This window comes from Tsukamurella hominis (genome assembly GCF_965137015.1).
In the GTDB taxonomy this organism is placed as follows: Bacteria; Actinomycetota; Actinomycetes; order Mycobacteriales; family Mycobacteriaceae; genus Tsukamurella; species Tsukamurella hominis.
This window is the reverse complement of the sequence record NZ_CBCRZG010000011.1, coordinates 23,740-44,855: the sequence shown is the minus strand read 5'-3', so window position 1 is coordinate 44,855 and position 21,116 is coordinate 23,740. Positions and strand designations below refer to the sequence as shown.

The 21,116-nt window shown below is 70.7% G+C and carries 22 protein-coding genes; 14 read left to right on the top strand and 8 right to left on the bottom strand.

Annotation, left to right across the window (positions count from 1 at the left end; all coding sequences use genetic code 11):
• Positions 1-2 precede the first annotated feature (2 nt).
• Complete coding sequence (locus tag ACM9LD_RS14810) at positions 3-1,358, top strand: MFS transporter (protein ID WP_415677383.1); 1,356 nt, start codon at positions 3-5, stop codon at positions 1,356-1,358.
• 33 nt (positions 1,359-1,391) lie between these two features.
• On the opposite strand, the gene ACM9LD_RS14805 is transcribed toward ACM9LD_RS14810, so the two are convergent.
• On the bottom strand, positions 1,392-2,177 hold the full coding sequence (locus tag ACM9LD_RS14805; RefSeq protein ID WP_415677382.1) for a hypothetical protein: 786 nt from the start codon (positions 2,175-2,177) through the stop codon (positions 1,392-1,394).
• A gap of 285 nt (positions 2,178-2,462) precedes the next feature.
• On the opposite strand from ACM9LD_RS14805, the gene ACM9LD_RS14800 reads away from it, so the two are divergent.
• Positions 2,463-3,164: a hypothetical protein gene (locus ACM9LD_RS14800; protein ID WP_415677381.1), complete on the top strand. Its 702-nt coding sequence runs from the start codon at positions 2,463-2,465 to the stop codon at positions 3,162-3,164.
• Between the two features lie 26 nt (positions 3,165-3,190).
• Positions 3,191-3,796 (top strand): TetR/AcrR family transcriptional regulator, encoded by a 606-nt coding sequence (locus ACM9LD_RS14795; protein WP_415677380.1) that lies wholly within the window; start codon positions 3,191-3,193, stop codon positions 3,794-3,796.
• 3 nt (positions 3,797-3,799) lie between these two features.
• Here ACM9LD_RS14795 and ACM9LD_RS14790 read toward each other — a convergent pair whose 3' ends face one another.
• Complete coding sequence (locus tag ACM9LD_RS14790) at positions 3,800-4,552, bottom strand: isocitrate lyase/PEP mutase family protein (RefSeq protein WP_415677379.1); 753 nt, start codon at positions 4,550-4,552, stop codon at positions 3,800-3,802.
• A 92-nt stretch (positions 4,553-4,644) separates the two neighbouring features.
• On the opposite strand from ACM9LD_RS14790, the gene ACM9LD_RS14785 reads away from it, so the two are divergent.
• Both ACM9LD_RS14785 and ACM9LD_RS14780 read left to right on the top strand, forming a co-directional pair.
• Positions 4,645-6,636: an ATP-binding cassette domain-containing protein gene (locus ACM9LD_RS14785; RefSeq protein ID WP_415677378.1), complete on the top strand. Its 1,992-nt coding sequence runs from the start codon at positions 4,645-4,647 to the stop codon at positions 6,634-6,636.
• A complete protein-coding gene (locus ACM9LD_RS14780; RefSeq protein WP_415677377.1) occupies positions 6,633-7,403 on the top strand; it encodes an energy-coupling factor transporter transmembrane component T family protein in 771 nt (256 codons plus the stop codon). The genes ACM9LD_RS14785 and ACM9LD_RS14780 overlap by 4 nt, the downstream gene beginning before the upstream one ends.
• A 75-nt stretch (positions 7,404-7,478) precedes the next feature.
• Here ACM9LD_RS14780 and ACM9LD_RS14775 read toward each other — a convergent pair whose 3' ends face one another.
• The 5 genes from ACM9LD_RS14775 to ACM9LD_RS14755 form a co-directional block, all read right to left on the bottom strand.
• Positions 7,479-7,868 carry an ectoine synthase gene (locus ACM9LD_RS14775; protein WP_224646148.1) on the bottom strand — a complete coding sequence of 130 codons (390 nt, stop codon included), beginning with the start codon at positions 7,866-7,868 and terminating at the stop codon, positions 7,479-7,481.
• Complete coding sequence (gene ectB / locus ACM9LD_RS14770) at positions 7,865-9,163, bottom strand: diaminobutyrate--2-oxoglutarate transaminase (protein WP_415677376.1); 1,299 nt, start codon at positions 9,161-9,163, stop codon at positions 7,865-7,867. The genes ACM9LD_RS14775 and ectB overlap by 4 nt, the downstream gene beginning before the upstream one ends.
• 38 nt (positions 9,164-9,201) lie before the next feature.
• The gene (ectA, locus tag ACM9LD_RS14765) at positions 9,202-9,732 is read right to left on the bottom strand and encodes a diaminobutyrate acetyltransferase (RefSeq protein WP_415677375.1); all 531 of its coding nucleotides are present in this window, start codon (positions 9,730-9,732) and stop codon (positions 9,202-9,204) included.
• A gap of 109 nt (positions 9,733-9,841) precedes the next feature.
• Complete coding sequence (locus tag ACM9LD_RS14760) at positions 9,842-10,720, bottom strand: Vgb family protein (protein WP_415677374.1); 879 nt, start codon at positions 10,718-10,720, stop codon at positions 9,842-9,844.
• Positions 10,717-11,580: a PfkB family carbohydrate kinase gene (locus ACM9LD_RS14755; RefSeq protein WP_415677373.1), complete on the bottom strand. Its 864-nt coding sequence runs from the start codon at positions 11,578-11,580 to the stop codon at positions 10,717-10,719. The genes ACM9LD_RS14760 and ACM9LD_RS14755 overlap by 4 nt, the downstream gene beginning before the upstream one ends.
• 40 nt (positions 11,581-11,620) lie before the next feature.
• On the opposite strand from ACM9LD_RS14755, the gene ACM9LD_RS14750 reads away from it, so the two are divergent.
• The gene (locus tag ACM9LD_RS14750; RefSeq protein WP_224646152.1) at positions 11,621-12,001 is read left to right on the top strand and encodes a VOC family protein; all 381 of its coding nucleotides are present in this window, start codon (positions 11,621-11,623) and stop codon (positions 11,999-12,001) included.
• A 99-nt stretch (positions 12,002-12,100) separates the two neighbouring features.
• Positions 12,101-13,504 (top strand): LLM class flavin-dependent oxidoreductase, encoded by a 1,404-nt coding sequence (locus ACM9LD_RS14745; protein ID WP_224646153.1) that lies wholly within the window; start codon positions 12,101-12,103, stop codon positions 13,502-13,504.
• Here ACM9LD_RS14745 and ACM9LD_RS14740 read toward each other — a convergent pair.
• Positions 13,477-15,081 carry an alkaline phosphatase D family protein gene (locus ACM9LD_RS14740; RefSeq protein ID WP_415677372.1) on the bottom strand — a complete coding sequence of 535 codons (1,605 nt, stop codon included), beginning with the start codon at positions 15,079-15,081 and terminating at the stop codon, positions 13,477-13,479. The two genes, ACM9LD_RS14745 and ACM9LD_RS14740, sit on opposite strands and share 28 nt — an antisense overlap.
• A gap of 235 nt (positions 15,082-15,316) precedes the next feature.
• Here ACM9LD_RS14740 and ACM9LD_RS14735 point away from each other — a divergent pair, with 235 nt between their 5' ends.
• From ACM9LD_RS14735 to mutM, 7 genes are all read left to right on the top strand, one after another.
• Positions 15,317-16,714 (top strand): MFS transporter, encoded by a 1,398-nt coding sequence (locus ACM9LD_RS14735; protein WP_415677371.1) that lies wholly within the window; start codon positions 15,317-15,319, stop codon positions 16,712-16,714.
• 22 nt (positions 16,715-16,736) lie between these two features.
• Complete coding sequence (gene rsmD, locus ACM9LD_RS14730; protein ID WP_415677370.1) at positions 16,737-17,297, top strand: 16S rRNA (guanine(966)-N(2))-methyltransferase RsmD; 561 nt, start codon at positions 16,737-16,739, stop codon at positions 17,295-17,297.
• Complete coding sequence (gene coaD, locus ACM9LD_RS14725; RefSeq protein WP_068742524.1) at positions 17,294-17,767, top strand: pantetheine-phosphate adenylyltransferase; 474 nt, start codon at positions 17,294-17,296, stop codon at positions 17,765-17,767. Before rsmD ends, coaD begins: the two co-directional genes overlap by 4 nt.
• 132 nt (positions 17,768-17,899) lie before the next feature.
• Entirely contained in the window at positions 17,900-18,691 is a 792-nt protein-coding gene (locus ACM9LD_RS14720) for a DivIVA domain-containing protein (protein ID WP_415677369.1), read from the top strand.
• 57 nt (positions 18,692-18,748) lie between these two features.
• The gene (locus ACM9LD_RS14715) at positions 18,749-19,327 is read left to right on the top strand and encodes a YceD family protein (RefSeq protein ID WP_415677368.1); all 579 of its coding nucleotides are present in this window, start codon (positions 18,749-18,751) and stop codon (positions 19,325-19,327) included.
• Complete coding sequence (gene rnc, locus ACM9LD_RS14710; RefSeq protein WP_415677367.1) at positions 19,324-20,106, top strand: ribonuclease III; 783 nt, start codon at positions 19,324-19,326, stop codon at positions 20,104-20,106. The genes ACM9LD_RS14715 and rnc overlap by 4 nt, the downstream gene beginning before the upstream one ends.
• Positions 20,106-20,963: a bifunctional DNA-formamidopyrimidine glycosylase/DNA-(apurinic or apyrimidinic site) lyase gene (mutM, locus tag ACM9LD_RS14705; protein ID WP_415677366.1), complete on the top strand. Its 858-nt coding sequence runs from the start codon at positions 20,106-20,108 to the stop codon at positions 20,961-20,963. The genes rnc and mutM overlap by 1 nt, the downstream gene beginning before the upstream one ends.
• The last annotated feature ends 153 nt before the right edge of the window (positions 20,964-21,116 follow it).

The following is a 21,116-nucleotide window of genomic DNA, read 5'->3' as shown; positions in this document are numbered from 1 at the left end:
TCATGACGGAATCGAGTGCGACGAAGCCTGTCTCGTCGCGGGCGGAGACCCGCCGGGCGATCTGGAACACGCTGCGCGGCAGCTCCGGGAACCTGGTCGAGTGGTACGACGTCTACGTCTACACGGTGTTCGCGACGTACTTCGAGAGCCAGTTCTTCGACAAGGCCGACAAGAACTCGACCGTCTACGTCTACGCGATCTTCGCGGTCACGTTCGTGATGCGACCCGTCGGCTCGTGGTTCTTCGGCCGGTACGCCGATCGCAAGGGCAGGCGGGCGGCGCTCACGATGAGCGTCTCGCTGATGGCCGCGTGCTCGTTCATCATCGCGATCGTCCCCGGCCGCGAGACGATCGGCATGGCGGCCGCGGTGATCCTCATCCTGTGCCGTCTGGTGCAGGGCTTCGCGACGGGCGGCGAGTACGGCACCTCGGCGACGTACATGTCGGAGGCGGCCACCCGCGAGCGGCGCGGCTTCTTCTCCTCCTTCCAGTACGTCACGCTCGTCGGCGGCCACGTACTCGCCCAGTTCATGCTGCTCCTGCTCCTGGGGATCTTCTCCAAGGCGCAGGTCTCCGACTTCGGCTGGCGCATCGCGTTCTTCGTCGGCGGCATCGCGGCGATCGTCGTCTTCTGGCTGCGCCGCACGATGGACGAGTCCCTGTCGGAGGAGCAGCTCGCCGCGATCCGCGACGGCGAGGACACCAGTTCCGGCACCATGCGCGAGTTGCTCACCGGCTACTGGCGGCAGCTGGTGCTGTGCTTCCTCGTCACGATGGGCGGCACGCTGGCGTTCTACGTCTACAGCGTCAACGCCCCGGCGATCGTCAAGACGGCCTACACCGATCACGCGCTGACGGCGACGTGGGTGAACCTGATCGGCCTGATCTTCCTCATGCTCATCCAGCCGATCGGCGGCATGATCAGCGACCGGATCGGCCGCAAGCCGATGTTGATCTTCTTCGGTGTGGGCGGCGTCTTCTACACGTACTTCCTCATCACGTTCCTGCCGAACATCCACGTCGCGATCGGGTCGCTCGCGATGGTGTGCGCCGGCTACATCATCATCACGGGCTACACGTCGATCAACGCGCTGGTGAAGGCGGAGCTGTTCCCCTCGCACGTGCGGGCGCTCGGCGTGGGCATCGGCTATGCGCTCGCCAACTCGATCTTCGGCGGCACCGCGCCGCTGATCTACGAGGCCGCCAAGAAGTCCGGTCACGTGCCCTGGTTCATCGCCTACGTCACGATCACCATCGCGATCTCGCTCTTCGTGTACATCTTCTTCCTGCACAACAAGTCCGAGACCTACCTCGATCGGGAGCGTGGCTCCGCCTGGGTTCCCGACGGTGCGCGGTAGCGCCCGTCGGCGCTGACGGGTTCGCGGTTCCGGTCAGCCGATCTCGCGGGTCGCGGCGGAGATCCAGTTCCCGAACTCGACGGCGAGGTGCCACTGGTGCTGTCGAAGGAAGTGCGCCGGCACCGCCGCCGGGAACTCGACGGTGAGCAGCGCGTCGAGGGTGCCGTCGTGATCGCGCAGCTGGTGCCGGACGCCGCCGATGCACGTCCCGTCGTCCAGGAGCGCGAGGCCGGCGATCTGGATCGGGTACGCGGGGTCGGCGGCGGTGGTCAGCCGGTCGCTGCGCGTGTAGTCGACGAGGAACCGCGACGCGGCGGGCGTGCCGCCCGTGGTCTCGACGACCTCCTGACGGCCGTCGCGGAGGCCGCGGAGCAGGTAGTGATCCGGGCACGCGGCGAGCATCGCGCCCTCGCGGTTCGACGCGGTGAGGTCGTCGAACCACTCCGCGAAGCGCTCCGCGGACACGCCCGGTGCTTCGAGGCGCGTGACCGAGGTCGCGGTCCGGCCGCGGCTCACCGCGACGGTCGCGCGCGTGGTGGCTTCCGAGACAGCGAGCTCGCGCCGGAGGAGGGCGTAGATCCCGGCGTGCCCCAGGCGCGTCTTCATCGCGGTGAGCGTGTCCCGCTGCACCTGGATCGGTGCGTGCCGTACGTCCGCGATCGACTCGTCGGGCAGCAGCTCGGCGGTCGCGCGGGCGCCGAGCCCGGAGGCGAGCCTGCGGAACGCGGCGCGGAGCCGGCGCTCCTCCCACGCGCGCACCGCCTCGGGTGCGATCGCGCGGTCGTCGATGAAGGTCCTGATGCCGGTGTGGTCGGTCATGGGTGTCGCCCGTTCCTCGAGTCTTGACAAGTGATCGCTGTCACCCCAGTCTATCCACTAACGCTATAAGGCCAAGCGTTAAGAGACGGGATCACGATGACGGTGTCGAGGCCGACGAGGCGGGGGTTCCTCGCAGGGGCAGTAGGAGCGGGGATCGCGGCGGCCGTCGTGACGCAGGGCGCCGGCCGGGCGCTCTCCGAACCCGCCGGGCAGGCGGGGCTCCGGACGCGTCTCGCCGGCGTATCCGTCTCCCGATCGAGCGTTCAGGCGTGGGAGCGCCGCCGCGTGCCGATCGCAGCCGCGCGCCTGCTGCGGGATTACCCGGGTGTCGCCGCGGGGGAGCTGCGCGCGCTGGCGGACCGCGGCGTCGCGACCCCGTCGGATCTGCCGGCCGCGCGTGCTGCGCTCGCCCGCACGCGCGAGCGGCTCGGGGTGGACCACATCCGCGAGCTGCTCGCGCCCGAGACCGCGCTCGCCGGCGCCGCGACGCTCGCCGCCAAGGCCGCGTCGGGAGGCCGGTGGGCGATCGCGGACACCGAGATCACCGCGACGCGGGGCACCGCCGCGGGCATGGTCGCGTGGTTCACCCGCGAGCGCACGACGGACGACCGCCCGACGTGGACCGGTGCGTGCCCCGACCACTACGTGATCGTCACCGGCGCCGACGGGAGACAGGAGGTGATCGAGGTGACCGGCGGTGCGGTGCTGCCCCTGCGCTTCTTCGTCGACTACACCGACGTGCGTGGCGTCCCGATCCCGCGCGACCCCTCGTATCCGCTCGAGATCGCCGGCACGGCCTCGCTCGCGACGGGCGAGATGATCGGCGGCGTGCGCCACCAGTTCCGTGACCTCCCGGGCGCCGGATTCCGCTGCCGGCTCCGCGTCGCCTTCCCCGTGGCGGTGCCGGGCCTGTACATCACCGAGCATCAATGGCATCTCGCCGCCGAGTTCGGCAACTGGGTCGACGACTACCTCGCCTCGGTGTGACGGCGGCGGTCGCGTAGAACTGGGGTATGGACCAGGAGGCAGGGCCCCGTCGGCGGACGGGCGGTCGATCGGCGCGCGTTCGTGAGGCGGTGCTGGCAGCGGCGCTCGCGCAGGTGGCCGAGCACGGCTTCGAGGGCCTGCGCATCGCGGAGGTAGCGGCCCGGGCGGGCGTCGCGGAGACCACCGTCTATCGACGGTGGCCCACACCGACGGCCCTCGTCGCCGATGCGGTCACCGAGCTGGCGGCGCAGGGAAATCCCGCCCCGGACACCGGTGACCTGCGCGAGGACCTTCTCCAGGTCGCGCGGCAGATCACCGCGCTCCTCGAACGGCCCGGACTGGCGCGGCTCCTCGGGACCACCCTCGCGATGTCGCAGGACCCCGAGGTCGACGCCGCGCGGATCAGCTTCTGGGACGCGCGATTCGCGAGCACGGCGCCGGTGATCGAGCGCGCGATCGCCCGCGGCGAGATCCCCGACGGGGTGCTCTCGCGCGACCTGCTCGAGTCCGTGGCCGCGCCCATCTACTTCCGCGTGCTGGTGGGCGGGGAACCACCGGACGACGCGTTCGTCACCCGGTGCGTCGACGACGCCCTGGCGCTCCTCGCGTCCAGGGCGTCGCGCGAGGCATGAGGATCAGCGCCAGCGCGCGAGCAGTTCGTTCGACCGCTCGGTGAGCGCCATCTGCCAGATCGGGCCGAAGCTGATCCGGCCCGCGCCGGCGGCGGCGAGCGCGGCCAGATCGTCGGTCGCCGGATTCGCGATCGCGTTCACGGGGAGCGGCAGGGCGTCCGCGAGGTGCCGGAGCGTGGCCGCGTCGTGGAACGCGACCGGGTAGAGCGAATCGGCGCCCGCGTCGGCGCACAGCTGCATCCGCGCGATGGCGCGCTCCACGCGGTCCTCCGCCTCACCCACCTGGTTCTTGAAGATGTCGGTGCGGGCGTTGATCACCACGTGCACACCCGCGGCGTCGGAGGCGGCGCGCAGCGCGGCGACCAGGTCGGCGTGCTCCTGCGCGTCGCGGAACCGGCCACCCTCGGAGTGCACCGTGTCCTCGATGTTCAGGCCCACCGCGCCGGCGCCGAGGAGGCCCTCGACGATCCGCTCCGCGGACTGCCCGTAGCCCGACTCGATGTCGACGGACACGGGAACGTCGACCGCCGAGGTGATCTGCGCGACGCGGGTCATCGCCTCGTCGAAGCTCATGCCCTCGCCGTCGGGGCGGCCGATCGAATCGGCCATCGGGTGCGAGCCCACGGTGAGCGCGGCGAAGCCCGCCGCGACCGCGGTGTTGGCGGACCAGGCGTCCCACGTGGTGGGCAGGACGACGGGATCTCCCTTGCGGTGCAGGGACTTGAGAGTGACGGCCAGATCGGCGAGCGAGGTCATGTCCCCAGTCTGGTCCATGCGCGCGCCCGGCGCACTGAATCGGACGGGCCCGTCGCCCCACCGATATGTGCGGTCGCGGATAGGGTGATTCGATGTCGGAAACCGAGTCGGGCCCGCTGCGGCCCGTCGAGCTCGCGCACGCCGCGGTCACGGCCGCCCTCATGTCGGCGATCGCGGTGCTCTCGATGGTCGTCCCGGGCGCCGTCGTCTTCGCCTGGGCCGGCGCCGTTCCCATGGGCGTGCTGGCTTTCCACCACCGCGCCCGGGTCGCGGTCGCCACGACGATGGCCTCCGGGACGGTGGCCTTCCTGCTCGCGGGCTTCGGCGGCCTGGTCTCCGCATGGACGTGCGTGTACATGGGCGTGATCTGCGGTCAGGTGCGCCGACGGGGCCGCGGGCGCGGCGTCATGCTCGGCGTCGCCGCCCTGTGGGGCGTCGTGGTCGCGACCGCGGTCCTCGCCTTCCTCGCGGTGTTCGCCGAGATCCGCACGGTGGTGCTCGGCGCCGTCGCCGCGAACGTGCGCGGCCTGGGCGCGCTCCTGCTGCCGCTCCCGGGCGGCGCCGGACCGGGGGCGGCGCTGCAGCGTCTCGCGGCCTTCGGGCTGCAGCACTGGCAGGTCTTCGTGTGGGTGTCGGTCTGGCTCATCGTGGTGATCGGCTGCTCCTTCGCCTGGCGCATCCTCACCCCGGTGCTCCGCCGGGTCCGGGCCACCAGCGCGGCGCCGCGCGACCTCTTCCCCCGCGAGTCCGAGGACGGTGCGCCCCGCCCGCTGCCGATGCGGCTGCAGGACGTCGCCTTCCGTTACCCGGAGGCCCGGCAGGACACGCTCTCGGGCGTCTCCTTCGGCGTGGAACCCGGCGATCACGTCGCGGTGACCGGCGCCAACGGCACCGGTAAATCGACGCTCATGCGCGTGCTGGCCGGGCTCCCGCCGACGGCCGGCATCGTCGACCGACCCGGCGCCGTGGGGCTCGGCCGGGTCGGTGGAACGGCCCTCGTCCTGCAGCACGCGGACAGTCAGGTGCTCGGGATCCGCGTCGCCGACGACGTCGTCTGGGGCCTGCCGGACGGGGTGGAGGTCGACGTCGACGGTCTGCTCGCGGAGGTCGGGCTCGGCGGTATGGGGGACCGGGACACCTCCGGCCTCTCGGGCGGGGAGGCGCAGCGCCTCGCGGTCGCGGCCGCGCTGGCCCGGCGGCCCGCGCTCGTCGTCGCCGACGAGGTCACCACCATGGTGGACCGGGACGGCCGCGAGGATCTGATGGCACTACTGGGCGGCCTGACCCGGCAGCACGACCTCGGCCTGGTGAACATCACCCACTACCCGGAGGAGGCGGCCGGAGCGGACCGCACCGTCGACCTCGGGAGCGCGCAGCGTGCCGCCCCTCCCGCGTCCACCGAGGGCGGGCGCGTCCGCCCCGCCCTCGGCGCGCCGCTGCTCGTGCTGCGCGGCGTGCACTACGAGTACGACACCGGAACGCCCTGGCGGCGCACCGCGCTCCGCGGCGTCGACCTCGCCGTGCGCGAGGGCGAGGCGGTGCTGCTCTGCGGCGGCAACGGGTCGGGCAAGTCGACGCTCGCCTGGGTGATGGCCGGGCTCCTCGAGCCGACCGCCGGCACCTGCGACCTCGACGGTGCGCCCGTCGCCGAGCACGTCGGCGCGGTGGCGCTCGCGCTGCAGGCGGCGCGCCTGCAGCTAGTGCGCGGGACCGCCGGCGACGCTCTCGCCGCGCTGGCCGGCCTCCGCGGCGACGACGCCACCGCGATCGCCCGGGCGCTCGCCTCCGTCGGCCTCCCCGCAGCGACGGCGGAGCTTCTCGTCGACCGGCTCAGCGGCGGCCAGCTCCGCCGGGTGGCGCTCGCGGGCCTGCTCGCGAGGGCACCGCGGCTGCTCATCCTCGACGAGCCGCTCGCCGGGCTGGACCTGCCGTCGCAGCGCGAACTGGTCGAGCTGTTGGTCGGGATCCGCGACGGCGGCCAGGCGATGGTGATCATCTCGCACGACGTCGACCACCTCGACCGGCTGTGCGACCGGACCGTCCACCTCGCGCGTGGCGCGATCGACGCGGAGGAGGTGGCATGAGCCGGGCGACGTCGTTGGTGCTGCGGCCGCTGCCGCAGCGCTCCTACCTGCACGACCTCTGGGCCGGCACGAAACTGTTGGCGGTGGCGGCGATCTCCGTCGTGCTCACGGTCGACCCGAGTTGGCCGGTGATCGGGCTGCTCGCCGCGCTGCTCGTCCTGGCCGCGGCCTCGGCCAGGATCCCGCTCTCGGTCCTACCGTCCGTGCCGCGGTGGGTGCTCGTGGTGGTGCTGATCGGCGGCTGCCTGATGGCGGCGAGCGGCGGTGCGCCCCACGTGGACGTCGCCGGCGCCACGGTGGGCCTGGGCGGCCTGCTCAACCTGCTGCGCGTGATCCTGCTGGGGTTGGTGCTGCTCGAGGCCGGCGCGCTCATCGCGTGGACCACCGATCCGGCCGATGTGGCGCCCGCCGTCGCGCGGCTGTGCGGGCCCTTGCGCCGGTTGCGGATTCCGGTGGACGAGTGGGCCGTCACGCTCGCGTTGGCGCTGCGCACGTTCCCGTTGATGATCGACGAGTTCCGGACGCTGTCGGCGGCGCGCCGGCTCCAGCCGCCGCCCGCAGTGAAGCGTTCGCGCCGTGCGGATCTGGTCGACCTCTGCGTCGCCGCCATGGTCGTCTCCCTGCGCCGCGCGACCGAGATGGGGGAGGCCATCGCCGCCCGCGGCGGCACCGGCCGCCTCGTCGTGCGCGCCGCCGGTCCCGGCCGCATCGACGCGATCACCGCAGTGGTCGTCCTCGCCGTCTGCGCCCTCGCCCTCACCCTCTAACGCAATTGAACGACGTTATGGAGAACCCGACCTGGGGTTTTACTCTCCATAACGTCGTTCAATTGCTGAGGGGTGTCAGTCGACGGCGACCAGGGGGTAGACGCCGTTCTCGTCGTGCACCTCGGTGCCGACGACGGGCGGGTTGAAGACGCACAGCATGCGCATGCGGGTCCTCGTGGTGACGGTGTGCCGCTCGTTGCCGTCCAGCAGGTACATGGTGCCGGGGGCGAGCGGGTACTCGACGCCGGTCTCCCGGTCCAGGAGCGTGCCCTCGCCCTCCACGAGCCATACGGCCTCGACGTGGTTGGCGTAGTGGAACTCGTTGACGGTGCCGGGCTCGATCACGGTCTCGTGGAAGGAGAAGCCGACCCGGTCGCCGCCGAGCACGATGCGCTTGCTGCGCCAGTTCCCGGCGGCGACGTCGCGCTCGGTGCCGGTGATCTCATCGGTGGTGCGGACGATCATGCGGACAGTGCCTTTCGGGTCGCGGTGGCGAGGATGTCGAGGCCGAGATCGAGCTCGGAGTCGGTGATGGTGAGCGCCGGAAGGAGCTTGACCACCTCGTCCGACGGGCCGGACGTCTCCGCGAGCAGGCCCTGCTGGTAGGCGGCGGCGCAGACCGCGCCCGCCTTGTCGGCGTCGGCGAAGACCAGGCCCTGCACCAGGCCGCGGCCGCGGTGGCTGAGCTGCTCGGGGAACTCGGCGCACAGCTCGTCGAAGCGCTTCTCGATGTGGGCGCCCTTGCGGAGCGTCTCCTTCTCGAGCACGTCGTCCGACCAGAACTCGTCGATCGCGTGCTTGGCGGTGACGAACGCGGGGTTGTTGCCGCGGAAGGTGCCGTTGTGCTCGCCGGGACCCCAGACGTCGAGCTCGGGCTTCATCAGCGTGAGCGCCATCGGCAGGCCGTACCCGCCGATCGACTTCGACAGCGTCACGATGTCCGGCGTGATCCCGGCCTCCTCGAAGGAGAAGAACGGACCCGTACGGCCGCAACCCATCTGGACGTCGTCCACGATGAGCAGCATGTCGTGCCGCTCGCACAGGTCGGCCAGTGCGCGCAGCCACTCGGCGCGCGCGACGTTGACGCCGCCCTCGCCCTGGACGGTCTCGACGATGACGCCGGCCGGCTTGTTCAGGCCCGAGCCGGAGTCGGCGAGCACGGCCTCGAACCACTGGAAGTCCGGTGCCACGCCGTCGAAGTAGTTGTCGAAGGGCATCGGCGTGGCGTGCACCAGCGGGATGCCGGCGCCGCCGCGCTTCATCGAGTTGCCGGTCACCGACAGCGCGCCCAGCGTCATGCCGTGGAAGGCGTTGGTGAAGTTGATGATCGACTCGCGGCCCTTGACCTTACGGGCCAGCTTCAGCGCCGCCTCCACCGTGTTGGTGCCGGTGGGGCCGGGGAACTGGACCTTGTAATCCAGGCCGCGGGGCCCCAGGATCTTGTCCTCGAAGGTCTGCAGGAACTCGCCCTTCGCCACGGTCGACATGTCGAGCGAGTGCGTGATGTGGCCCTCGGAGATGTACTCCACCAGGGCCTGCTTCAGCTTGGGGTGGTTGTGCCCGTAGTTGAGGGCACCGGCGCCCGCGAAGAAGTCGAGGTAGCGGCGGCCGTCGCGATCGATGAGCCATGAACCCTCGGCGCGATCGAAGACGGCAGGCCAACCGCGCGAGTAGCTGCGCACCTCCGACTCGCGGGTGCTGAAGATCGAGGGCTGCTCGAAATCTGCGGTGCTGGTGTTCTCGTCGGTCAGGGTGGACATGGTGATCCTCCTAGTGGGCCGGCAGCGGCCCCGCCGGGTCAGGCGGGGTCGATGATGTACAGCTGCTCGGGCTCGTGGGGGTCGGATTCAGTGGGGGAGATGTGGTGCGAGGCGAACAGATCGCGCACCGTGAGGGTGGAACGGCGCTTCTTCGCCACGGAGCCGAAGAGCTCCTGGGACGCCGTGTTGGACGCGGTGATCGTGGTCTCCAGGCGTGAAACGCCCCTCACCGCAAGATGATCCAACAGATCGATGAGCATACGCGAGGCGATGCCGTGGCCCCGATGGGCGGCATCCACCGCCACCTGCCACACGAACAGGGTGTCCGGGCGGTCGGGACGGCGGTACCCCGTGACGAAACCGGCGACGGCGCCACCGTGCTCGGCGACGATCGACGAATCGGCGAAGTCACGGCACAACAGCGTGTACGCGTACGTCGAATTGAGATCGAGAACCTCGGTGTCCCGGGCGATCTCCCACAGTCGTATTCCATCGTCGATCGACGGGCAACGGGTGGTGACCCCCGTTTTTGCGGGGGCAGTGGGATCGCTCTTGTGAGACGGGCTCATCACTTTCGACGCTAACAACCGGCAATGCGGAAGTCACCCGCGCTTCGGAATCGGTCAGCGGAACCCCGGGGTATCCCCAGCGAGCCGGGTCAATGTGAGATGGGTCACATCAGAGCTGTGGTGGGGCCAGTCGAGCGAGCGAACCGGCCTCCAACGCGGCCCACAGCGCACCGTCGGGTCCGAGGGCGATGCCGTGGGGCTCGGAGCCCGGCACGGGCAGCTCGTACCTGTGGATTCGTCCCTCGGCGTCGATGGAGCCGAGGGCGTTGCCGGCCCACTCGGTGAACCACATGCGACCGTCGGGCCCGGCGCAGATCCCGTGCGGGCGGGACGCGGCGTCGGGGAGCGGGTAGTGCGTGGCGGCACCGTCGGGCGTGATCCGGCCGATCCGGCCCGCCCCGATCTCGACGAACCACAGTGCCCCGTCCGGCCCTGCGACGATGCCGACCGGCGCGCAGCCGGGGGAGTCCAGGGCGAACACCGAGACCGTCCCGGTGGTGTCGATCCGGCCGATCGCGTCGGCCTGGTTGAGCGGGAACCACAGCGCGCCGTCCGGGCCGGCGGCGATCGCGGAGGGGAAGGCCCCAGGGATCGGCAGGTCGAACTCGGTGACCGTTCCCTCGACGGTGACCCGACCGATCCGGTTCGTGGCGGTCGCGGTGAACCACAGCGCACCGTCGGACCCCGTCGCCAGGCCGAACGGCCCGCACTCGGGCGGGAGGTCGACGTGCGAGACCTCCCCGTCGACGGTGATCCGGCCGAGGCGGTGGGAGCGGTACTCGGTGAACCAGAGCGCGCCGTCGGGCCCGGTCGTGATGATCGTGGGGCCGGTGTCCGGGCCGACGGGATACCGCACCGTCTGACCGGTGGCGGTGTCGTACCGCCCGATCTCGCCGCTCCCGACGAGCGTGAACCACAGTGCCCCGTCCGGCCCGGTGGTCAGGGCGTACGGGCCGACGCCGGGCACGTCGTGGACGGTGATCGTCATCGGGCGGTCTCCTGGTTGGCGAGGAAGGCGTTGACCTCGTCGGCGGTGGGGGCGGCCGCCGCGCCGGCGGCGGTGGCGGTGAGGGCGCCGGCCGCGTTGGCGCGGCGCAGCCGTTCGGCGGGTGGCAGGTCCCAGTGCGCCGCGAGCGCGCCGGCGAAGGCGTCGCCGGCCCCGGTGGTGTCCACGACGTCGACCGCGAAGCCCGGGGCGTCGACGGTGCCGTCGGGTCCGGTCGCTCGGGCACCGTCGCCGCCAAGGGTGGTGACGACGTGCGGCACGCGCCCCACGACCTCGGCGAGCGCCTTCTCCTCGTCCCGGTTGACGATCACGCCGTCGAGGAGCTCGACGAGCTCGTCGGGGAGGGGCTGCACGGGCGAGGGATTGAGCAGGACGACGGTGCCGGCCTCGCGCGCGGCGCGGGCGGCGTCGACGACCGCGGGGAGCGGGATCTCGAGCTGCAGGAGCAGCACGTCCGCGTCGGCGATCGCCGCGCGCGCCGCGTCGTCCACGCGGACCGCGGCGTTCGCGCCGGGCACGACCACGATGTGGTTCTCCCCGGAACCGTCGACGGTGACGTTCGCGAAGCCGGTGCTGCCAGGCGTGCGCGCGACGCGGGAGACGTCCACCCCCGCGCTCGCGAGGGAGTCCAGCACCGTGCCCGCGGCGTCGTCCTCGCCCACCGCGCCGACGAAGACGGTCGCCGCGCCCGACCGCGCCGCCGACCGGGCCTGATTCGCGCCCTTGCCGCCCTGCCCGAAGGCGACCGAGACACCCGTCACCGTCTCGCCCGGCTGCGGGAACCGCTCGCACACCGTGATCGCGTCCAGGTTCACGCTGCCCACCACGACCACCGATGTCATGCCCGCACCCTACGGCGCGCGCCGGACGTAGGCTCGCCGCATGACCATGATTCGTCCGTTCCTCATGTTCCAGGGCGCGGTCGCCGCGCAGGCGATCGACCTGTACGTCGCGACCTTCGACGGGGCGGTCCTGAGCTCGGTGCCGCACGCGGACCCGCAGCACGGAATCCAGCTCGCCGAGCTGGTGATCAAGGGCGAGCACGTGCTGATCAGCGACAGCTCCGTCGACCACGCCTTCGACTTCACCCCGTCGACGTCGCTGTTCGTGGACTGCGACGACCGCGAGGAACTGGAGCGTCTCACCGAGGCGCTCGGCGCGGGCGGGAAGACCTACATGCCACTGGGCGAGTACGGCTTCTCCACCGCCTTCGCCTGGGTGGGGGACCGGTTCGGCGTGTCCTGGCAGCTCAACCTGGCCTGACGGTGCGCAGTACCCTCGCGCAGGCCGGCGGGGCGGCCCTCGCGTCACGCTGAGCGCAAGCCTGGGCGGGCGCGGGCGCGCCGCCTAGCGTCGGCCTCCATGAGCCGTCAGATCCGTTTCAACGCCTTCGACATGAACTGCGTCGCCCACCAGTCCCCGGGCCTGTGGCGGCACCCGAAGGACCAGTCGCACCGCTACAAGGAGCTGAGCTACTGGACGGACCTGGCGAAGCTGTTGGAGCGCGGCACCTTCGACGGCATCTTCATCGCCGACGTCCTGGGCATCTACGACTCCTACAACGGCAACGGCGACGCCGCCATCAAGCACGCGGCGCAGGTCCCCGTGTCGGATCCGATCCTGCTGGCCTCGGCCATCGCGGGCGCGACGGAGCACCTCGGCATCGGCATCACCGCCGGCACCGGCTTCGAGCACCCCTTCCCCTTCGCCCGCAGGCTGACCACGCTCGACCACCTCACGAACGGCCGGATCGGCTGGAACGTGGTGACGGGGTACCTGCCGTCGGCGGCGAAGAACATGGGGCAACTCGACCAGCTGCAGCACGACGAGCGCTACGACCACGCCGACGAGTACCTCGAGGTGCTCTACAAGCTGTGGGAGGGCTCCTGGGAGGACGACGCGGTGATCCGCGACCGGGAGAGCGGCGTGTTCACGGATCCGTCGAAGGTGCACCCGATCAACCACCACGGCAAGTACTTCGACGTACCCGGCATCCACGTCGGCGAGCCCTCGCCGCAGCGCTCGCCCGTGATCTACCAGGCCGGGGCGTCGCCGCGCGGGCTGGCGTTCGCGACCGGCAACGCCGAGGCGATCTTCGTGGCGGCGCCCACCAAGGCCATCCTGAAGAAGGTCGTGCGCACGATCCGCGAGGGCCTCGTCGCGAACGGCCGCGACCCGTACTCGGCCAAGGTCTACACGCTGCTCACCATCGTCACGGACGAGACCGAGGCGAAGGCGCAGGCGAAACTCGAGGAGTACCACCGCTACGCCAGCATCGAGGGCTCGCTGGTCTTCATGTCCGGGTGGATGGGCGTCGACCTGGGCGCCTACGACCCCAGCGATCCGGTGGGCGACGTCAAGTCCAACGCCATCATCTCGGCCGTCTCCAACTTCCAGCAGGCGGATCCGTCGGGCAAGGACTGGACCGTGGAGGACATCGGCAAGTGGGGCCGCATCGGCGGCATGGGCCCCGTGCTCGTCGGCTCCGCCGAGCGGGTGGCCGACGAGTTGCAGGAGTGGGTCGAGGAGACCGACGTCGACGGCTTCAACCTGGCCTACGCGATCACGCCCGGCACCTTCGAGGACATCGTCGAGTTCATCGTCCCGGAGCTGCGCCGACGCGGCGTGTACCCGACCGAGTACGTGCCGGGAACGCTGCGACACAAGCTGTTCGGGCAGGGTGACCGGCTCGCCGCCGATCACCCCGCCCAGCGCTTCCGCTACGCGGGCGCGCAGGACTACGCCGGAGCGAGCTCCTTGGCGTAGAGCGAGGCGCCCTTGGCGTCGCGCAGGTGCACCGTCAGCGCCCGGGTGCCGCCGTCGATGGTGACGTGCCCGAAGTGCTGGAAGCCCTCGGCGGGGGAGACGTTCGCCTTGTCGGGGGCGTGCACGAACTCGTACTGCGCGCCGAAGGTCCCGTCGAGCGGGCTCTGTGGGAACGCGCCTGCGTTGAGCGGGCCGGACACGAACTCCCAGAACGGCGAGAAGTCCTGGAAGGCCGCCTTGTCCGGGTGGTACGAGATCGCCGCGGTGTAGTGCACGTCGGCGGTCAGGTACACGACGTTGTTCACGTCCTTGGTGCGGGAGAGGATGCGCGAGAAGGCGATCTCGCGGCCCAGGGGCGCGCCGTTGTCGCCCTGCGCGACGGCCTCCATCGACTTCGGGCCGCCGTCCTTGGGGTTCGTGGCGGCGTCGGGGACGACGATGCTCAGCGGCAGGTCGTTCGCGACCACCTTCCACACCGCCTTCGACGAGGTGAGGCCGTCGATGAGCCACTGGGTCTGCTTGTCGCCGAGGATGCCGGCGTCGTTGGACGTGGCCCACGCGTTGGGGTTCGGGTCCTTGTAGCTGCGCATGTCGAGCACGAAGACGTCGAGGAGCGGGCCGTAGGAGATCTTGCGGTACAGGCGCCCGTCGGCGGCCTCCGTGGGCTGCACCGGCTGCCACTCGCGCCACGCCTGGTAGGCGAAGTCCGCGAGCTTGTTCACGTCGGTCTCGGTGTAGCCCTTGCGGTTCTGCCCCGCCAGGCTCTCGCCCGGGAACCAGTTGTTGACCACCTCGTGGTCGTCCCACTGGATCAGCTGGGGCACGTTCGCCGCGAACCGCTTGTAGTGCTCGTCGGTGAGGTTGTAGGCGTAGTTGCCGCGGAACTGGTCGAGCGTCTGCGCCACCTGGTTCTTGGCCTCGGCCGTGACGTTGCGGTACGTGTTGCCGTCGTTCTGCTTCTGGGTCTCCGGCACGGGGTTGTCGGCGTAGATCGCGTCGCCCGAGTGCAGGAAGAAGTCGGGCCGCGCGTCGGCGATGGCGCCCATGATCGCCATGCCGCCGTCGCGGTTGATGCCCCATCCCTGGCCGACCACGTCGCCCGACCAGGCGAAGCTCACGTTCCCGTTCGCCGACGGTGCCGTCCGGAACGTGCCGGCCACCGGCTCGGATGTCGCGCCGTTCTCGCCCTCGAGGGTGACGCGATAGTGCACCGTCTGGCCGGGTTCGAGACCCGTGATGCGGAACCGCCCGGCGCCGTCGGACGACGGGTTCAGCTGCGGCCCCTCGAAACGGCGCGGGTTGCTGAAGGACTCTGACGAGGCCGTCTCGATGATCATCCGCGCGGGCGCGTCCGACCGCGCCCAGACCAGCGCGCCGTCGGTGCGGGGATCGCCGGACGCGATGCCGTGCGTGAGCGACGGGCGGCCCCGGACCACGCCGGGCGACGACGAGGCCGCCGCGCCGTCCGACGAGGTGCCGCAGGCCGAGAGCAGTGAGCCGGCCGGGATCAGGAGGGCGCCGGCGGTGCCGGCCTTGAGGAGCGAACGACGCGAGAACTGCGAATCACTGAGGGGCATTGCGGAAACGATGCCGCAGTCCGGTTCCCGGGCGGCGAACACCGGGTTACCAGCGAGGATGCCGGACAGTGTCCACCAGGTGAACCGTCCACACAAGAAGAGATCGTTGACTCTGTTAACGTCGAATGCGCGGTAATCACACGTCCGGTGGGCCCAGCAGTGTCTAGCCACAGGCAAGCCCGGTCCGCACGGTGACCAACGCCAGGGGCTGATCTGCATGCCTGATAACTCAAAAATGCCCTCCGTATCGTCCCCGCTCTCGGTGGCGGGACTGCAGGAGACCGAACAGCAGCGCAAGAGCAAGCTGCACAAGGCCATCGCGGCATCGGCGATGGGTAACTTCACCGAATGGTTCGACTACGGCGTCTACGCCGCGACCACCGCCTACCTGACGCAGGCGTTCTTCCCGGGGACCCTCGGCACGCTGGGCACGCTGCTCGGATTCGCCGTGTCGTTCGCGCTCCGCCCGCTCGGCGGCTTCGTCTGGGGACCGCTCGGCGACCGGCTGGGCCGGAAGGTGGTGCTGGCCACCACCATCCTGCTGATGGCAGGATCCACGGCGTTGATCGGCGTCCTGCCGACGCACGCCCAGGTCGGCGTCCTCGCGCCGGTGCTGCTCATCGGCCTGCGTGTCGTGCAGGGCTTCTCGACCGGTGGTGAGTACGGCGGCGCCGCGACCTTCATGGCGGAGTACTCCCCGGACAACAAGCGCGGCCGCTACGGCAGCTTCCTGGAGTTCGGCACCATGTGCGGTTTCGCGGGCGGCACCGCGTTCGTGCTGCTCCTGCAGCAGCTGCTCACGCGCGACGAGATGTACGACTGGGGTTGGCGCATCCCGTTCTTCGTTGCGATCCCACTGGGTTTCGTGGGCTGGTACCTGCGGCACCAGCTCGACGACACCCCGGTGTTCGAGGAGATGGCCGACGAGCAGGAGAAGCAGGGCTCCGCCTGGCAGCGCTTCGTGTCGCTGGTGCGTGACTACAAGCGCCCCATCATGATCATGTTCGGCCTGGTCATCGCCCTCAATATCGCGAACTACACGCTGATCGCGTACATGCCCACCTACCTGCAGGGTTCGATCGGGATGACCGAGTCCGACTCGTCGATCCTGATGCTGATCGGCCAGGTGCTGATGGCGCTGTGCATTCCGTTCTTCGGCGCCCTCTCGGACCGCACGGGCCGCAAGCCGATGTGGTGGTTCTCGCTCATCGGACTGCTGGTCATGGCGTGGCCCATGTTCTGGTTGATGGGCCAGGGATTCGGCTGGGCCATCCTCGGATTCGTGGTGCTCGGTCTGCTGTACATCCCGCAGCTGTCCACCATCACCGCAACCTTCCCGGCGATGTTCCCCACTCAGGTGCGCTACGCGGGCTTCGCGATCTCCTACAACGTGGCGACCGCCGCCTTCGGTGGTACCGCTCCGCTGGTGAACGACGCGGTGGTGGAGAACACCGGCTGGCTCCAGTTCCCGGCCTTCTACATGATGGGGGCCTGCGTGGTCGGCCTCATCGCGCTGCCCTTCCTGCAGGAGACGAAGGGCTGCTCGATCCGCGGCACCGAGGTGCCCGGCCCGGACACCGACGCCACGCGCCTCGCGCAGATCGAGGAGGCGAAGCTCGCCAAGGCGAGCTGACCGGCGTGACTAGAGTGGTGCGGTGACCAGGATCATCGCCGGGGCGGCACGCGGGCGCAGGCTCGCGGTGCCGCCCCGCGGCACTCGGCCCACGTCGGATCGCGTCCGCGAGGCGCTGTTCAGCGCGCTGCAATCGCGCCTCGACTTCGACGATCTGGCGGTCCTCGACCTCTACGCGGGATCGGGGGCCCTCGGCTTCGAGGCGCTCTCCCGCGGCGCCGCCCGCGCCGTGCTCGTGGACGCCGACGCCAAGGCGGTCGCGGTGATCAACCAGAACGCGCGCGCCGTCGGGCTGCCGGGGGCGACGGCGCACCGTCGGGCCGTGCGGGCGTACCTCGACCTCCCGGCCGAGCCGTACGACCTCGTCTTCCTGGACCCGCCCTACGACGTGCCGGCGGACACCGTCGACGGCGACCTCACCGCGCTGACCGCGGGATGGCTGGCGCCGGGCGCTCACGTGATCGTGGAGCGCTCCGCGCGGACGCCCACGGCGACGTGGCCCGAGGGCTTCGAGCTCGACCTGACGCGCGACTACGGGGAGACCCGCGTGGAGATCGCCGTCTGGCAGGATGACCGGGCATGAGCAAGGCGTGCTGCCCCGGATCGTTCGACCCCATGACCAACGGCCACCTGGACATCTTCCGCCGGGCCGCGCGGATCTTCGACGAGCTGGTGATCACCGTCGTCGTGAACCCCAACAAGCAGGGCATGTTCTCCATCGACGAGCGGATCGCGCTGATCGAGGAGAACGTCGCGGACCTGCCCGGCGTCACCGTCGATCGGTGGACGGGCCTGCTCGTGGACTACGCCCGGCAGGAGGGCGTCGCGTGCATCCTCAAGGGCTTGCGCAACTCGACGGACTTCGACTACGAGCTGCCGATGGCCGGGATGAACATGCACCTCACCGACGTCGAGACCGCCTTCCTCACCACCGCGCCGCAGTACTCGTACGTGTCGAGCTCGCTGGTCAAGGAGGTCGCGAAGCTGGGCGGCGACGTCTCCGCCCTGATCCCGCCCAACGTGCAGACCGCCCTGAGCGCCAAGCTGTCGTGAAATCGGCCGAATTCTGCGGTACGAGGCCGGATCGGGCTTCGTAGGTCAGGAATCAGCCGTTTTCACGACTCGACTCGACACGCGGCGACGGCGTTACGGCGAAACACCGGTCCCACCCGTCACAATGGGTGTATGTACCGCGTATTCGAAGCACTGGACGAGCTGGGCGCCATCCTGGAGGAGGCGCGCAGCGTCCCCATGACCGCCGGGTGCCTCGTACCCCGCGGTGATGTGCTCGAGCTCCTCGACGACATCCGCGACGCCTTCCCAGCCGACCTCGACGACGCGCAGGACGTGCTCGATCAGAAGGACCGCCTGATCAGCGAGGCGCGCACCCACTACGACACCACGGTGACCCAGGCCAACTCCGAGGCCGACGCCACCCTGAGCCGCTCCCGCGCCGAGGCCGACCGCCTCCTCGCGGACGCGAAGGCCCAGGCGGACCGCATGGTCGCCGAGGCGCACCAGCACGCCACCGGCCTGGTCGCCGAGGCCCGCGCGGAGGACGAGCGGATCCGACGCGGCGCCCAGCGCGAGTACGAGGCCGTCACCGGACGCGCCCGCGCGGAGGCCGAGCGCCTGGTCGCCGACGGCAACGCTGCGTACCAGCGGTCCGTCGCCGAGGGCATCACCGAGCAGGAGCGCCTCGTCGCCGAGACCGAGGTCGTGGCCGCCGCCAAGGGCGAGTCCGACCGGATCATCGACGCGGCGCACGCCGAGTCGGACCGCTTGCGCGGGGAGTGCGACGTGTACGTCGACACCAAGCTCTCGCAGTTCGAGGAGGTGCTGGGCGCCACGATGCGGTCGGTGAACCGCGGCCGCCAGCAGCTGCGCACCGCCGCCGGCGTGCACGACTACAGCGATCACGGCGCCACCGACGGCTACCTCGAGGAGTTCGCAGAGTCGCGGGTCGACGCGCGGTAGCCCGATTGACGTACAATCGGGTGTTTGGCTTGACCTGACGAGTTCCCGAGGATTGTTGTGAACGAACCCAATGCCGCCGTGCGACAGCCGGCCGGTAAGCCGTACGTACTCGACGTCCGCGCCTTCGGGCGTCGGCCTGGTACCTCTGCGCAGGTGCACCGCACGGTCGCCGCACCCGAGCGCGTCGGCGTCGACCTGATCGCCATCGAGTCCGGTGAGGAGGTCGATCTCGACCTCCAGGTGCAGGCCGTGTCCGAGGGGGTCCTCGTGACCGGCACCGTGAGCGCGAACACCGCGGGCCAGTGCGCCCGGTGTCTCGACCCGCTGTCGGGCGCGCTCAACGTCTTCGTGACGGAGCTGTACGCCTACCCGGGCAGCGAGACCGCGAAGACCACCGACGACGACGAGATGTACCGCATCGAGGACGACATGATCGACCTCGAGCAGGCCATCATCGACGCGGTCGGCATGGAGCTGGCCCTCGACCCCGTCTGCTCCGACGACTGCAAGGGCCTGTGCCAGGGCTGCGGCGAGAAGCTGGCCGACCTGCCGGCCGACCACCACCACGAGCAGATCGACCCCCGGTGGGCCGGGCTCGCGAAGTTCGCCACCGAGGGCGAGGCCGACGGCAAGTGAGCAAGCGCCTCCCTGCGCCGCCCGCCACGGACCGCGCCCCGCTGCTGGAAGCCCTGGGCGTCGGTCTCGACGACGAGCTGCTCACCCTGGCGCTGACGCACCGCTCCTACGCCTACGAGGCCGGCGGGCTGCCCACCAACGAGCGGCTCGAGTTCCTCGGCGACAGCGTGCTCGGCATCTCCGTGACCGAGTGGCTCTACGTGACCCACCCGGACAAGCCCGAAGGCGAGCTCGCGAAGATCCGCGCCAGCGTGGTCAACATGCACGCCCTCGCGCGCGTCGCGCGCGGGCTGGGGGAGGGCGGCCTCGGCGCCCACCTGTACCTGGGCCGCGGCGAAGAGCTCACCGGCGGCCGCGACAAGGATTCGATCCTCGCCGACGGGATGGAGGCCCTGCTCGGGGCCGTGCACATCGAGCACGGCATCGACACCGCCCGCGAGGTGGTGCTCCGGCTGTTCCTGCCGCTGCTGACGGCTTCGTCGTCGATGGGTGCCGGGTTGGACTGGAAGACGTCGCTGCAGGAGCTCGCCGCGGAGCGGGATCTCGGCGCGCCGGCGTACCGCATCACGTCGACGGGGCCGGACCACGACAAGGAGTTCACCGCCGTCGCGGTCGTGGACTCCAGCGACCTCGGCGAGGGCGTGGGCCGCACCAAGAAGGAGGCCGAGCAGAAGGCCGCCGCGGCAGCGTGGAAGTCGTTGGACGTGAACGACTCCGAGACTTCTGATGATAGTTCGGCGGCGGCGAGCGACGCCGAACAGGCGCCCGAGTCGGCCTAATGCCCGAGCTGCCCGAGGTCGAGGTCGTCCGCCGCGGCCTCGTCGATCACCTGGTGGGCCGCGGCGTCACTTCCGTGGAGGTGCTCCACCCCCGCGCCGCGCGGCGGCATGTCGCCGGCGAGGCGGACATGATCGGCCAGATCACCGGCGCCGACGTCGAATCCGCGGAGCGTCGCGGCAAGTTCTTGTGGCTGCCGCTCGCGCGCGGCGGCGCCCCCGCGGACGCCGCGATCGTCGTGCATCTCGGCATGAGCGGACAGATGCTCGTCGGGCCGGGCGACGACCGGCACCTGCGCATCCGGGCCGGGTTGTCCGACGGTGCCGTGCTCCGGTTCGTCGACCAGCGCACCTTCGGCGGCTGGGCCGTCGACCCGCTCGAAGAGGTCGCCGGCACGCTCGTGCCCGCGTCCGTCGCGCACATCGCCCGGGATCCCTTGGACCCCTTGTTCGATCGCGACGCGGTCATCGCCCGGATGAAGCGCAAGGACACCGAGGTCAAGCGGGTGCTGCTCGATCAGACCGTGATGTCCGGCGTGGGCAACATCTACGCCGACGAGGCCCTGTGGCGCTCCGGCGTGCACGGCCGCCGTCGCGCTTCCGCCCTCACCAAGCCCGCGCTGGGGCGGCTCATCGACGACGCCACCGACGTGATGCGGCAGGCTCTCGACCAGGGCGGCACCAGCTTCGACTCGCTGTACGTCAACGTGAACGGGCAGTCCGGGTACTTCTCCCGCAGCCTCGACGCCTACGGCCGCGACGGCGAACCCTGCCGTCGGTGCGGCACCATCATGCGGCGTGAGTCCTTCATGAACCGCGGCTCCCACTTCTGCCCGACGTGTCAGCGCACGCCGCGTTGACCAGGCACGGTCAGCCTCACATCGGGATCGGCGTGCTCATCGCGGCCAGTACGGGGATGCTCATATGCTTGAGCCTAAGAACGAGTGAACCGAGCGCAGGCAGCGCTTGCGCTGGCTGCTGAGGCGATTGAACTCATTGAGCAGCACGGAGCG